The sequence below is a fragment of the Exiguobacterium aurantiacum genome, from assembly GCF_024362205.1.
Lineage (GTDB): Bacteria > Bacillota > Bacilli > Exiguobacteriales > Exiguobacteriaceae > Exiguobacterium > Exiguobacterium aurantiacum_B.
Genome location: NZ_CP101462.1, coordinates 1,598,891 through 1,612,356 on the forward strand (window position 1 = coordinate 1,598,891; position 13,466 = coordinate 1,612,356).

General features: G+C 53.0%; 12 protein-coding genes. 4 read left to right on the forward strand and 8 right to left on the reverse strand.

The window, feature by feature from the left end; translation table 11 throughout:
- The first annotated feature begins 116 nt into the window (after positions 1–116).
- Complete coding sequence (locus NMQ00_RS08330; protein ID WP_255176318.1) at positions 117–389, forward strand: hypothetical protein; 273 nt, start codon at positions 117–119, stop codon at positions 387–389.
- 69 nt (positions 390–458) lie between these two features.
- Here the strand turns inward: NMQ00_RS08330 and NMQ00_RS08335 are convergent, their stop codons facing one another.
- Positions 459–593: a hypothetical protein gene (locus NMQ00_RS08335; RefSeq protein WP_255176319.1), complete on the reverse strand. Its 135-nt coding sequence runs from the start codon at positions 591–593 to the stop codon at positions 459–461.
- A gap of 56 nt (positions 594–649) precedes the next feature.
- Positions 650–3,313, reverse strand: coding sequence for a cation-transporting P-type ATPase (locus tag NMQ00_RS08340; RefSeq protein ID WP_255176320.1), 2,664 nt, complete (start codon positions 3,311–3,313; stop codon positions 650–652).
- Between the two features lie 251 nt (positions 3,314–3,564).
- Here NMQ00_RS08340 and NMQ00_RS08345 point away from each other — a divergent pair, with 251 nt between their 5' ends.
- Positions 3,565–4,599, forward strand: a complete 1,035-nt coding sequence (locus tag NMQ00_RS08345; protein ID WP_255176321.1) for a PTS sugar transporter subunit IIC — start codon at positions 3,565–3,567, stop codon at positions 4,597–4,599.
- 41 nt (positions 4,600–4,640) lie between these two features.
- On the opposite strand, the gene NMQ00_RS08350 is transcribed toward NMQ00_RS08345, so the two are convergent.
- From NMQ00_RS08350 to NMQ00_RS08365, 4 genes are all read right to left on the reverse strand, one after another.
- Positions 4,641–5,684, reverse strand: a complete 1,044-nt coding sequence (locus NMQ00_RS08350; protein WP_255176322.1) for a lipid II:glycine glycyltransferase FemX — start codon at positions 5,682–5,684, stop codon at positions 4,641–4,643.
- 227 nt (positions 5,685–5,911) lie between these two features.
- Positions 5,912–6,910 (reverse strand): Gfo/Idh/MocA family oxidoreductase, encoded by a 999-nt coding sequence (locus tag NMQ00_RS08355; protein WP_255176323.1) that lies wholly within the window; start codon positions 6,908–6,910, stop codon positions 5,912–5,914.
- 60 nt (positions 6,911–6,970) lie between these two features.
- Complete coding sequence (locus NMQ00_RS08360; protein WP_255176324.1) at positions 6,971–7,459, reverse strand: GNAT family N-acetyltransferase; 489 nt, start codon at positions 7,457–7,459, stop codon at positions 6,971–6,973.
- Positions 7,460–7,538: 79 nt separating this feature from the next.
- Entirely contained in the window at positions 7,539–7,964 is a 426-nt protein-coding gene (locus NMQ00_RS08365) for an OsmC family protein (RefSeq protein WP_255176325.1), read from the reverse strand.
- A 95-nt stretch (positions 7,965–8,059) separates the two neighbouring features.
- Here NMQ00_RS08365 and cls point away from each other — a divergent pair, with 95 nt between their 5' ends.
- Together cls and NMQ00_RS08375 are read left to right on the forward strand one after the other, a co-directional pair.
- Positions 8,060–9,517, forward strand: a complete 1,458-nt coding sequence (gene cls, locus NMQ00_RS08370; protein ID WP_255176326.1) for a cardiolipin synthase — start codon at positions 8,060–8,062, stop codon at positions 9,515–9,517.
- A gap of 257 nt (positions 9,518–9,774) precedes the next feature.
- Positions 9,775–10,656 (forward strand): GGDEF domain-containing protein, encoded by an 882-nt coding sequence (locus NMQ00_RS08375; protein WP_255176327.1) that lies wholly within the window; start codon positions 9,775–9,777, stop codon positions 10,654–10,656.
- A 189-nt stretch (positions 10,657–10,845) separates the two neighbouring features.
- On the opposite strand, the gene NMQ00_RS08380 is transcribed toward NMQ00_RS08375, so the two are convergent.
- Positions 10,846–12,825 (reverse strand): methyl-accepting chemotaxis protein, encoded by a 1,980-nt coding sequence (locus tag NMQ00_RS08380; RefSeq protein ID WP_255176328.1) that lies wholly within the window; start codon positions 12,823–12,825, stop codon positions 10,846–10,848.
- Positions 12,826–12,996: 171 nt separating this feature from the next.
- Positions 12,997–13,464 (reverse strand): SRPBCC domain-containing protein, encoded by a 468-nt coding sequence (locus NMQ00_RS08385; protein ID WP_255176329.1) that lies wholly within the window; start codon positions 13,462–13,464, stop codon positions 12,997–12,999.
- Between the last annotated feature and the right edge of the window lie 2 nt (positions 13,465–13,466).

A 13,466-nucleotide genomic window follows, 5' to 3' on the forward strand; every position in this document is an offset into this window, starting at 1 on the left:
AGCCCCTTTCGCATTCGCGTTAGGGGCATTTTTATCGAAAAGGGGATGACGGTTCCCAAATCGGGCCAGCTCCTATATACTGAGAATTCAGCTCACAGACGAAAGAAGGTACACCAATGAGATTTTTTAAAGTGATGACGCACACGAACGACAGAGGCGAAGACATCATCTTGAGCGAATACTTCAAAATCAACGACAAGCAGGTCGATCAGTTTTTGAAGGACACGCTCGAGCTTGATATGTACGACCAGAAAGTGACACTGAAAGAGTGTCAAATCGCCAAAGACCGTTGGGAATGTCCGGTCGGCGATTTTGTCGTCGTCGAGTATTTCAATGAGAAAGAGTTCGACAAAATGAACGAGTATCGTAGCCCGGCACCAAAAAAATAACGTTAAAAAAGGCTTTCCGATCAATGTCGGAAAGCCTTTTTTATGGAAACTCCTCAATTGGAGTTGCCCTTATTTTGAATCTTTGTCGTCTTCTTCAGGTGCCGGGTCCGGATGTTGCGTCGGAGCCGGTTTCGTCGCCGGGTTTGATTCTTCATCCGGCACCGGGTCCGGGTGAACCCCAGGTTGTGATTCATCACGTTTCATTGAGCATCCCTCCTCTGCATAATGGACTAATTCCACATTAGGCAGCGGTCAAAACATCAGTGTATATCTTTGTTGCCGATGACACGGCGTGAGATGGCTTTCTCGATCTCAACGATGACGAAGACGATGAGACCGAAGACGACCGGATAAATCCAGTCTTGCATTTCAAGCGCTGCCGTGCCGAACAGCGTATGCATGAACGGAACGTACGTGATGAATAGTTGTAACCCGATCAATAGCGCCGAGACGACGAAGGCGATCTTGTTGTCAAAGAAATGACGGTTGAACGCCGGAGCGAGCTCGGTCCGACAGTTGAACAAGTGGAACAATTGTGCCATGACGATCGTGTTGAGTGTGATTGTCTGCAACTTGTCGGTCGAGTAATCGAAATCGCCGAGCATATAGTTGATGAGTAAGCTTCCGCCCCCAATCAAGATCGAGACGAACGTGATGCGGAAGATGTAATAGCGACTCAATAACGGCACGTTCGCCGGGCGTGGCGGCCGTTTCATCGTGCTCTCTTCAAGCGGCTCAAAGGCGATGGCGAGCGAGAGCGTGATCGCGACGACCATGTTGACCCAGAGGATTTGGACTGGGCTGAGTGGTGCCGCTGCGCCAAGCAAGATACTCATGGCGACGAGGAGTGCTTGCCCACCGTTTGTCGGGAGCAAGAACAAGATCGTCTTCTTCAAGTTATCATAGACGCGACGGCCTTCACGGACGGCGTTATAAATCGTCTTAAAGTTATCGTCGACGAGTACCATCTGCGAGGCCTCTTTTGCGACTTCCGTTCCTTTGATCCCCATCGCGACCCCGATGTCGGCCCGTTTCAAGGCCGGTGCATCATTGACGCCGTCACCGGTCATCGACGTGATCAAGCCGTTTTGTTGCAACCCTTTGACGAGACGGAGTTTATCGTTCGGACTCGTCCGGGCGAAGACGTCGTTATGGACCGACGCCTCTTTGATTTCTTCATCGGACATGTTCGTCAATTCTTTCCCTTCGAGGGCGCCTTCGACTTCCATACCGAGTTCTCGGGCGATGGCGACCGCTGTATCCTTATGGTCACCGGTGATCATCTTGATGCGGATACCAGCGTCACGGCAAGCGGCGACTGCTTCGATTGCTTCTTGACGTGGCGGGTCGACGATTCCATAAAGACCAAGGAACGTGATGCCGTTCTCGACGTCTTCGTGGTCGACCGTCTCTTTAGAAGCGTCGACGCGTTTGAAACCTCCACCGAGCACGCGTTGTCCGCGGTCAGCAATCTCTTTACGCTTCTCATCCCAATAGGCACGGTCGAACTCTGTGTCTTCCGCCATATCGAACAGGCGGTCCGGTGCTCCTTTGATGAAAATCATCCGTTCCCCTTTATAATCCACGAGAGTCGCCATGTATTTGTATTCGGAATCGAATGGGATCTTCGAGATGACGTTCAAGCGCTCAATCGGTCGTTCCGCTTTTTCAGCGAGCGTGAGCAAACATGCTTCCGTCGGGTCTCCGTTGACGACCCATTCGCCGCTTTCTTCATACAGCTGGGCGTCGTTACACGTTTTTCCGACCGTGAGCAGATCGATCATCGACTCATCATCATCTAAATCGAACGGTTGTCCGTTCAGTTCCAAATCACCGTCCGGGGCGTATCCGCTTCCAGACACTTCGATGTCATGTTTCGCCGTGACCACTTGTTTGACAGTCATTTCGTTTTTCGTCAACGTCCCGGTCTTATCGGTACAGATGACGGATACGGCACCAAGCGTCTCGACCGATGGCAAGCTACGGACGATCGCTTTCTTCTCAGCCATGTTCCGTACGCCGAGCGCGAGGATAATCGAGATGACGGCCGGCAATCCTTCTGGAATCGCGGCGACGGCGAGACCAATCGTCGTCAGCATCAATTCAATCGGATCGAAATCGCGGACGAAGTAACCGAACGCGTAAATGACGACCGAGATGACGAGGATGGCGATGGATACCGTCTGACCAAACTTCGTCGTCTGGCGGATGAGCGGCGTCTTCACCGTCTCGACTTCAGCGATTGAAGCATTGATTTGACCAAGTTCCGTCCCTTCTCCGATTGACGTGACGATTGCTTTCGCGCTTCCTGTCGCCACACTCGTACCGGAATAAATCATGTTTTTGCGATCGCCGAGGACGGCGTCCTCTGGGACGACTTGAATCTTCTTCTCGACCGTCGTCGCCTCTCCCGTCAATGCCGATTCCTCGACTTTGAACTTCTCGGCTTGAATGACACGGGCGTCAGCCGGTACCTTGTCCCCGGCAGCGAGGACCAAGATGTCCCCGACGACGAGGTCACTCGAGTCGACTTGGCTCTGCTTGCCGTCACGGATGACGCTCGCCTTCGTCTCGAGTAACTTCTTAATACCTTCTAACGCTTGCTCGGCCTTGTTCTCTTGGAGGTAACCGACGACCGCAATAATCGTCACGACGAGCACGATGACGATCGTATCGATGTACTCTCCTAAAAAACCGGTGACGACAGCGGCGCCAAGTAAGACGAAGACAAGAATATCATTGAATTGACGCAAAAATTTTATGATTTCAGGTGTCTTCTCTTTCTCGGGCAATACGTTTTTCCCGTACTGCTCCTGCCGACTTGACACTTCCCCTTTCGACAGACCGCTGGTTGTGTCCGTCTCAAGCGAACTCTTTACCGCATCCGGTTCGAGTGCGTGCCAATTTTTGTTCTCCATCTGCATCTCTACTCCTCCTTGATCATTCCTATATGAAAAGTCTTTCCTCTTCCTGTTCCCACTCCTGGCCTCTCTGACACATATGAGCCCGTTTTTTCACGATTTTTTCCATACGTACCGTTCACAATTTTCCAATTATCGAGATGGAAACGCTACCACGAAAAAAAGTCGTGTCAGATAGATGAAATGGCTTTACAGAACCGTTCGGATGGTTAACTATAGAGGAAATATAGAACAGAGAGAAAGAGGTACAGCGTATGGTCATTATTCAAGGTATCGCACTTTTACTGTTGATTCTTGCCTTATTCACGTTATTCAGCTACAAAGCCCCGTTCGGGATGAAAGCGATGGGTGCCCTTGCCGGTGCCGCCATCGCCAGTTTCTTGGTCGAGGCGTTCAACGCCTACGCCATCGGCGGTCTGCTCCCGCTTCCTTTATATGAAGAAGTCGGACAAGCAGCCGGTTCACTATCAGGTCCGGCCGCAGCCGCGCTCGTATCGATCGCCCTCGGCATCAATCCGGTCTACGCGCTCATGCTCGGTCTATCGGTCGCAGGCTTCGGGATTCTTCCCGGCTTTTTCGCCGGCTATATCCTCGCGCTCGCCGGTCGCAAATTGGACCGGCACTTGCCGGCAGGTGTCGATATGATCTTCTACGTCATCATCATGGCTCCGCTCGCCCGTCTCGTGGCGACAGGTGTCGATCCGCTCGTCACGAACACGCTGACACAAATCGGTGCGGTCATCGAACTCGCCGCGACACAGAACCCGGTCGTGATGGGACTTGTCCTCGGTGGCATCGTCACGGTCGTCTCGACGTCGCCACTCAGCTCGATGGCTCTCACGGCGATGCTCGGATTGACAGGCGTGCCGATGGCCATCGCCGCCCTCGCCTTGACGGCGTCGATTTCGATGAACTTCTTGCTGTTCAAGCGCTTGAACATTGGGACGAAGAAAGACCAACTATCGGTCGCGATCGAACCGCTCACGCAAGCCGACCTCATTTCGGCGAACCCGATTCCAATCTACAGCGTCAACTTTGTCGGCGGCTCGATCGCCGGACTCATCGTCGCCATGACTGGCATGGTGAACGATGCCCCAGGTTCTGCTGCCGGGATTCCGGGATTGCTCGTCATGTACGGCTTCAATGATTGGCAGACCGTGACCGTGACGGCGCTCATCTTGTTCGGCGTCGGGATTGTCGCTGGACTCGTCGGTAGTAAACTGTTCAGTAACTTCCCAATCACTCGCCAAACCGAAAAAATGGCCGCTTCCGACGAAGAGGCAGCATAATACGAAAGGTTCTCACTCCATCTCGAGTGAGAACCTTTTTGTTATCGTTCCGCTTGCGCCTCGGTGACCGTCTCTGCGACCGGTGTCCGATAGAGCGGAAAGAAATCAGATGGTCCGTAGCGGAGCAAATGGTCTTGGTTCAACCGATGATAGACCACCTCGTCGAGCACGGCCTGGCCGATGTAATACGTGAGCGGCTCGTCACCTGAGAAGCTCTGCTTGAAGTCAAAGAGCGCATCTTCACCGGTCGCACCGCCACCGAGATGAACGTACGCCTTATCCTTCTCGACCGCGCGACGAATCATTTCGCGGAACAAGAAGTGGTTCGGTCGGAGCGCCAAGTAATCCGCATCTGAGCCGCCCAGATGATAATGGGCGCCATCATCGCCAAACAACATGAACACGCCCGCCACGATGACGTCGTCATGGACGGCGAACAATAGCTCCGTCTCACACGTGTCGCTGTTCCATAAATCCTCGAAATACTGATCTGAAAAATAATAGGCATCGTTCGCAGCTCGACGGTCCATCGTGGCGCGGTACAGTCGAATGAACTCACACAGTTCATGGGACTGCCCACGAACGAGCATCACTTGTTCACGGACGGCCCGCTTCACGTTCCGTTTCGTCATCTTGCTGAATCGTTGCTCCAGCTGTTCGAACGAATCATCAAGCCGGACATGGACCGTCTGACGAATCGGGACAGCTTGCCCGAACACTCGCATTATGTCCGGGTCGATGCGACAAGGGTGATAACGAATCGTCTCGGTGACGGTCGCTTGATTTTCAGCGCGTTGCAGAAAGAGTCGGCGTGCCTCCTTGACGTCCTCGTTCGTGAAGTTGCCTTCACGGAACGGGCCGCCATAACCGTACGCCGTCACGAGGTCGTCATAACGATGGGCGATTGGACGACGGATGTACGGGTACAGTAAAATCCCGTCATCCTTGGCCGCGATATACAACTCAGGCTGCTCGCCCGGTTCACAGTTGGCCAATACATAATCGTAATGATCGTACGAATCACAATTGACCTCCCGCAACCAGTTCTCCCACTCCCATCGATTTTTCACAATCTGATTGAACATCATCCGTTCCCCTCTTCCTCTAAGTCGACATTATTTGAAGTGTGACAGGACAGTCTGGAGCCGTTTCTTTTGTCTTGTTCCCATTCAACGCTGACTATTTGAAGGAGGGGGCTAGCTTTTTATTGTTAACAAACATGAAGCGAGTTTGTTGATTCACGATAAAATCATAGCGATTTCTTTTAGATTTTAAAAAAGACGACCATGCCGGCATGGCAGGTCGTCCATCGTTATGCTTTGAAGTCGAGGACACGTTGTGAACGAGACGATTCACGGGCCGTCTCGATGATGCGTGTCGTCAAGAGTGCGTCGCCAAGCGGGACGAGCGGGTGACGCGTCGTATAACTAGCTGCGAGCGCTTGATAGAACGACAAATAGCCACCCGGTACGATGTCAATCGTCGATTCAACATCCGTGACGATCGTTCCGGTCTCGCGGTCGGGACATCTCACTTTCCCGTTCCGGAGGCACGCCTCTTGCGGGTCGAGCCCCGACTTCAAGAAACTTCCTTCCGTCCCGTGCACTTCGAACCGTGGCGCCTCGACGGCGATGAACGGGTTCGAGCGAAGATAGACCCGTTTCTCTCCATAATGCAACGTCACATGGAACCCATCATCGGACTGGCCCCCGTCACGTTGAACCATGACATCGGCCGATACCTTGTCCGGCGCCCCGAACAAGACGAGCGCTTGATCGATCAAATGGCTGCCGAGGTCAAATAGAATCCCGGCACCTGGTCCCGCATTCTCGCGCCAACGGTCACGGACAGTCGGACGGAACCGGTCGAACCGTGACTCGAGCACTTTCCAATCACCGAGGCGTTGTTCTTCGAGCAATCGTTTGATTGTCAAGAAGTCTCCGTCCGTCCGCCGATTATGGAAGACGTTGACGATACCGTCACTTGCCTGTTCGAGTCGGATTAACGCCTCCCCTTCCTCCGTCGTCACGAACGCCGGCTTCTCGACGAGCACGTCTTTCCCTGCTGCCAGGCACCGTTCGACCATGTCTTTATGTAAGTGGGATGGCGTCGTGATGACGAACAACGAGGCCTCTGTCGCAAGTGCCTCATCTAGCGTCGTATACACCGTGACGTCGCCAAGTGCGGCTCGTACGTCTTCCGGGCGTGAGGAGACGACACCGACGATTTGGAAGTCATCGAGCTCCTGTAAAAATGGTACATGGAATGTCGTCGCGGAAAAGCCGAAACCGACAAGTATGGTGTTGATCATCTTGTTTCCTCCCATCAATTCGCTTCTCAGTATATCAAAAAAAAGGGGTTGGTTGACCCCTTATGCACTGACACTCTCATCCATATTGTATTCGAACGTGTTGTACCCGTCCCGTGAGTCCACGAAGACGAAGCCAAACCGTGGATAATAACTATTCAAGAACTCATTGTCGGCCACACAGTCGAGTCGGATCGGTTCATGTGTGTCAGCCTCACGCAAGACGTGCTCCATCAGTTGCTGACCGACGCCTTTGCCTTTCAATCGTTCGCTGACGACAATCCGATGGATGTATTGACCGCGTTCGCCATCTTCCCATAAATTGTGGTCCCAGTCATCTGCCGGAAGTAAGGCGATCGAGGCCAATACCGATTCGTCTTGCTCGTACACGTAGACGTGTCCCGAGGTGATGTCCGTCTGCACCCGATCCATGAGGTCTTGCTCCAAATATTCCGTCCATTGATCGCTACCTTGTTGTTTTAGCGCTACGGCTCGTTGTTCGATTAGGTCCGCGATGTGCTTGGCATCGCGTTTCGTCGCGAGTCGAATCATAACGTCCTCCTTCGTATTGCAGTATTTGAAATACAAATATAACGGACCGTTTCGACTCTTTTCAACCATCTTGCTCACATCATGTGAACGGGACGACCTCGCCGCCGTTCAATTGATAGCTGTATGTCAGCGTCGCGTTCAGACTGTGCGACACGGAGCAATAGCGATCGACCGACAACTCGATGGCACGGCGGACCCGTTCTTCCGGCATATCCCCGTCGAGAACGTATAAAATGTGAATCGCGGTGAACTTCTTCGGATGTTCTGTCGCCCGGACGCCGTCGATTTTCATCTCGAACCGCTCGAGCGGCAAGCGCATCTTATGCAAAATCGAGACGATATCGATTCCCGTACAGGCGGCCGTCGCCTGCAAGAGCATCTCAGTCGGTCGTGGACCAGTATTGAGACCACCGACATCCTCCCCGGCGTCGAGCGTCACGTCATGTCCCGAAGGTGTCGTCGTCTGAAACGCCATCCCTTGTTTCCAATTTACTTGTAAATGCATCTTTGTCTCCTCCTTATGTTTCGATAGCTTACTATTCCCTTGAATGAGGTATTATTAATCTATGTAAGGAAATTGTCGTTTAGGGAGTTGGTCGTTTGGATTGGTCGATCATTATTAGTTGGGGACTGTATATCGTCCTCGGATTGAATTTATTGTTCGCGTTAGCCGTCATTTTCGCGGAGCGCCGTGATGTCGGGGCGACATGGGCCTGGCTGCTCGTCTTGTTCTTCTTGCCGATCCTCGGATTCATCGTCTACATGTTTCTCGGGCGGCAATTGAAAAAGGACAACTTCTTCAACTTGAGCGTCGAGGAGCGCTCGTTCCATGCGCTGCAAGTCGACAGTCAAATCGAGCAGATTCGCCGGAAAGAGACGATGCTCGCCCAACCGTTGTTCGAGAAATATGAGCAACTGCTCGAGATGAACTTGCGTTCGTCGAAGTCGCTCATCAGCGTCCATAACAAATCTGCCATCATGCATGATGGCGAACAGAAGTTCAAAGCGCTCATGGACGATATCCGCAGCGCCGAGACCGAGATCAACATCCAGTATTACATCATTCAACGGGACGCGCTCGGCAAGGCGCTGATCCATGAACTGATTGAACGCGCCAAGGCGGGCGTCAAAGTACGGCTCCTCTATGATGCCGTCGGTTCGCGTAGCCTCCGCAACTCCGACTTCAAAGAATTGATTGCCAATAACGGCGAGGTCCGTGTCTTCTTCCCGCCGACGCTCGGCCTCATCAACTTTAAATTGAACAACCGGAACCACCGGAAAGTCGTCATCATCGACGGCAAAATCGGCTACGTCGGCGGCTTCAACGTCGGGACTGAATACCTGGGCCTCGTCGAGAAGTTTGGCTACTGGCGTGATACGCACCTTCGAGTCGAGGGAGACGTCGTCTACCATTTGCAACACCGATTCATTCTCGACTGGAACTATTCCGGCAGCAAGCATCACGACCCGGAGAACTCATTCTGTTTCGCCCGCCACGACATCAAGGATATGTCTCCGATGCAAATCGTGACGAGCGGACCAAACTCGGACACGGAACATTTGAAAAACATGATGATCAAGATGATCATGTCGGCGAAACATCGTGTCATCATCCAGACGCCTTATTTCATCCCGGACAAGAGCTTCATGGACGCCTGTAAGATGGCACTTTTGTCCGGCGTCAAGATGGACATCATGATTCCAGGGAAGCCCGACCACCCGTTCGTCATGTGGGCGTCGCTATCGTTCCTCGGCGAATTGCTCGACTACGGGGCGAACGTCTATATGTACGGCCAAGGCTTCCTACACGCCAAGACGCTCGTCGTCGATGATGAGATTTCGACCGTCGGGACGACGAACTTGGATGCCCGCAGTTTCCGATTGAACTTTGAAGTGAACGCCGTCATTTATGATCAGCGGGTCGCGCTCGAACTCGCATCACTGTTCGAGTCAGACGTCGCCGTCAGCCGGAAGTACACGGTTGACGATTACGCAGCCCGGAAATGGACCGTCCGGATGCGCGAAGGCGTGTCACGATTGCTCAGCCCGATCTTATAAGTTCTGATCACGCTAACCACCCCATCGTATCGGCCAAATATGCCAACGCGATGGGGTATGTTTCTGTTCGAAAGTCCGAAGCTATGGACTCACACCAAGCTGTGACGATTTCTCGTCATATTCTAAAATTTGTTAGCTTTTTAAAGAATACTCGCTAGTTACTTCCCAAATTAGGGTATAAAGTATCAGTACTAACGTCCTACACTACCGCTACGGCTAGGAAAGGAGGAAGTATGCGTTCACGCATATGTCATACAATGGCTGATCAAGAACGGACTCATCATGACACCCACACCACGAAACCCGATCCTTCCTCATGGGACCAGCTTCCGATTGGCCTGTTCGCCTTCAATCGTGACGGGCAGATCGTCAGCTATAACGAAGCATTTGTCGATTTGCTCGGGATCTTGCCGACCTCGAACTTGAGCTTTGAGCGATGCACCTCTTCCTCGTTCGACTTTTCGGGCGCCATCCGGAACGTCTTGAACGGCGAGACGATCAGGATGGCCGGCTGGTATAAGGCGCCGGAACGACAGCCTCGCTTCATCAGAACGACGATGTCTCCGAGTTTCTCGGTGGAGGGGCAACTCGACGGCGGTGTCGGCATCTTAGAGGATGCGACCGAGCAACGGCGCTATGAAGAACGGATGGAACATCTGTCGTCGCTCGATCCATTGACTGAGCTCTATAACCGCAAGAAAGTCGGTGACGTCTTATCGACGACGGCCCAAGAGACGGTCGACACAAGGGCGCCCGCCGCCGTCATCATGCTCGATATCGATTATTTCAAACTCGTCAACGACACGTTCGGACACCCGACCGGTGACCTCGTCTTACGCTCGATCGCCCAACTACTCAGGCGCAACATCCGTAAATCGGATTCGATCGGGCGTTGGGGCGGTGAAGAATTTTTAATCGTCGCCCCGCAGTCAACGCTTGCTGACGGTGTGCAACTCGCCGATAAGCTCCGACAAAAGATTAACGCCGAGCCGTTCGGTCCCGTCCCGCGCGTCACTTGTTCGTTCGGCGTCAGCGCCCTTGAAGATGGGAAGACGGTCGAACAGGCGCTGCAAGACGCGGACGAGGCGCTTTACGTCGCCAAGAACCGCGGCCGGAATCAAGTGTCTAGCAAGCGATAGTTATAAAAAGGATGCGCGCACGCATCCTTTTTATATGGACAACCATTCCGTCAAAGTGACTAGACTTTACAACCTTGAGGTATTTGATGCCAGAGCATTCAATCGCTCATCAGTCAGGGAAGCATATTTGTGAAAAACAAAAAAGGGATGATGATCTGCCTCGAACAGATCGTCATCCCTTTTCTTCATTCATACGTTAAAGCGTGACACGAGCTCCTGCAACTCTTCCGCCATATCCGCAAGTGACTTCGCGGATTGTGCAATCTCTTCCATCGAGCCGAGTTGGTCCTCGGTCGTCGCCGCCACTTGCTTCGAGGCGACCGAGTTCTCATCGGCGATATGGGCGATCTGTGTCGCTGCGGCCGATACTTCCTCGACGTTGGCGGCAATCTCTTCGACCGTCGCCGTCACGTCCTCGATGCGCGGCGTCATCGCCTGCGTCTGGGTCATAATCGTTTGGAAACGCTTGGCCGTGTTTTCCGTCGTCTCGAGCCCGGCTTTCGTATGGGCCGACACTTCTTTCATCAACTGGACCGAACGCTCCGTCTCTTGTTTGATATTGTCAATCAACTCAGAAATCTGTTTCGTTGACTGTTGCGATTGTTCGGCGAGCTTCCGCACTTCGCTCGCGACGACGGCGAAGCCTTTCCCGTTCTCTCCAGCCCGTGCCGCTTCAATTGCGGCGTTCAAGGCGAGCAAGTTCGTCTGGGTTGCGATGCCGTTGATGACGTCGACGATGTTGCCAATCTCGTTCGAACGTTCGGCGAGCGCGTGAATGACTATTCCGAACGTCTCGACCGACGAGTCAATCGCTTGCATCTGGGCCACGTTTTCCGTGACGGCAGTCGTCCCGTTCTCGGCCTCGAGTGCCGTCTCGCGTGACAGCTCTGACACGTCGGTCGAGCTTTCAGCGATGCGCATGATGCCACCGGTGATGGCTTGGAGCGATACGGCGTTATCGTCGAGTTGACGTTTCGAGTCATCCGCTCCGGCAGCCATCTGTTGAACCGCTCCGGCGATTTGTTCCGAGGAAGCCGTGTTCTGCGCCGAATTGGCCATCAGTTCCTGTGACGAGGCGGCGACTTGGCCGATTGATTGGTCAAGACTTTGGATGATGGTGCGCAGCGAACGTGTCATCTCGTTGAAACTTGTAGCGACACGGCCGACTTCGTCATTCGACTCGACGACGATGTCTTCGGTCAAATCACCCGCTTGAATCCGTTCGGCTCCGACCGTCAAGCGATTCAACGGGCGTATGATTGAACGGAGGATGCCGTATAATAGGCCGGCTGCCAAGACGAGCATCAATCCGATTACCCCGACGGTCGTCCATAAGATTCCCGACGTCTCATCCGTGATTTCCTCATCGTAGAGCGTCCCGGCAATTTTCCACCCGGTCAACTCGTTTGTCATGAAGTCCATCTGCTTGCCTTTATTCTCAAACTCATAGGCAAACTGCCCCGCGTCTCCCGAATAGAGCGGTTCAATCCATTCACCTTCTGCTTTCTCCCCGGCTGCCATCGTCGGATGGGTGACGAACTGTTGCAACGCATCAAGGATTGTCACGTAGCCTTCTTTCCCGATTTGAATGCTCGCCGCAACAGCCGCGATATCGTCGACCTCAACGTCGACCGCGATGACCCCGCGACCATCCGTCCCTGTCTGCGACAGTGTGACCATCATCTTATTCGAGGCCGCATCGACGTACGGGTCTGTCACGACGACGTTCCCACCGGCCGCTTCGGCCGCCTCATACCATGGACGAATCCGCGGGTCGTAATCATCCGGTAACTCTTGCGCCGGATAAATCGTCATCTCCCCTCCATTCGAGGCGTAGTAGATATTCGTCACATTCGGATGCGTCTCCAAATACTCGAGAAACTTCTCTTCGAGTTCTAAATTCTCTTCTCCCGCCTCATAGAGGGACGAATCGATTCGCCCCGCAAAAAATGCGACATCGCGCTGAATCGGCTCAATCAAGCTTGTGATTTCATCATTCATCCGCTCCACTCCCGCGTGGGCCGACTGCATGATTTGTTTGGTGATCTTTTGTTTCGCCTGATTGTAGGCGACAAACCCGATCACTAAAGAAGGAATCAATAATAACACCAACGACATCGTAATCAATTTTTGTTTAATGGTGATCGTGCGGTCGTGCTTTCGTCTCATAAAACATCTCCCATTCTCGAGAAAACTCGTTATGTTAACCTTTGTATCGGACAAAACGTAGACGATGTTGACACCCTAGACAAAAAAACATCACCTTTTTCTATTTTTCATTATTGAAACCGTTCTCATACACAAAAAGACCGTCGGTTCGCATGAGGCGAACCGACGGTCTCAGTCGTTGGTCAAATAGCGGGCCAGATTGTCGAGAGTGGAGCGAAGCCCGGTGTCGTGATTTTGTTTTTGAATGCCCGGCGGCACGTTCTCACAGACGATCGTGATGCGCGTTCCCCCATCGAGCGCCTCCAAATACCACGTCTGGGTCATCTCACCAGCAAAGTCCGGGTCTGTGGACTCGAACGTTCCGACCTGTACGATTTTGAGGCCGGGAACGAGGTCTAGAAAGCGGCCGTTTGATACGTCTGTCCGGTCAGTCGTTTTGCCGGAGGCGAAATCAATTTCTTCATACGTAAGGACGAGCTGGTACGTACCGCCAATCCAAGGCTCGAACACGGTCGCGCGAGCCGACATGCCTTCCGGCGGGAGCCACTTGACGAGCTCCTCCTGGTCGAGAAACGCTTGATAAATTCGATCTGGTGGTGCCTCCATCCATGTTCTGGCCGTATCAATCCGTCGATTCATCA

What these genes read in the sequence shown, in the direction of transcription:
- NMQ00_RS08330 (WP_255176318.1), top strand. Translation starts at nt 117, where the DNA reads ATGAGATTTTTTAAAGTGATGACGCACACGAACGACAGAGGCGAAGAC.
- NMQ00_RS08335 (WP_255176319.1), bottom strand. Translation starts at nt 593, where the DNA reads ATGAAACGTGATGAATCACAACCTGGGGTTCACCCGGACCCGGTGCCG.
- NMQ00_RS08340 (WP_255176320.1), bottom strand. Translation starts at nt 3,313, where the DNA reads ATGCAGATGGAGAACAAAAATTGGCACGCACTCGAACCGGATGCGGTA.
- NMQ00_RS08345 (WP_255176321.1), top strand. Translation starts at nt 3,565, where the DNA reads ATGGTCATTATTCAAGGTATCGCACTTTTACTGTTGATTCTTGCCTTA.
- NMQ00_RS08350 (WP_255176322.1), bottom strand. Translation starts at nt 5,684, where the DNA reads ATGTTCAATCAGATTGTGAAAAATCGATGGGAGTGGGAGAACTGGTTG.
- NMQ00_RS08355 (WP_255176323.1), bottom strand. Translation starts at nt 6,910, where the DNA reads ATGATCAACACCATACTTGTCGGTTTCGGCTTTTCCGCGACGACATTC.
- NMQ00_RS08360 (WP_255176324.1), bottom strand. Translation starts at nt 7,459, where the DNA reads ATGATTCGACTCGCGACGAAACGCGATGCCAAGCACATCGCGGACCTA.
- NMQ00_RS08365 (WP_255176325.1), bottom strand. Translation starts at nt 7,964, where the DNA reads ATGCATTTACAAGTAAATTGGAAACAAGGGATGGCGTTTCAGACGACG.
- NMQ00_RS08375 (WP_255176327.1), top strand. Translation starts at nt 9,775, where the DNA reads ATGGCTGATCAAGAACGGACTCATCATGACACCCACACCACGAAACCC.
- NMQ00_RS08380 (WP_255176328.1), bottom strand. Translation starts at nt 12,825, where the DNA reads ATGAGACGAAAGCACGACCGCACGATCACCATTAAACAAAAATTGATT.
- NMQ00_RS08385 (WP_255176329.1), bottom strand. Translation starts at nt 13,464, where the DNA reads ATGAATCGACGGATTGATACGGCCAGAACATGGATGGAGGCACCACCA.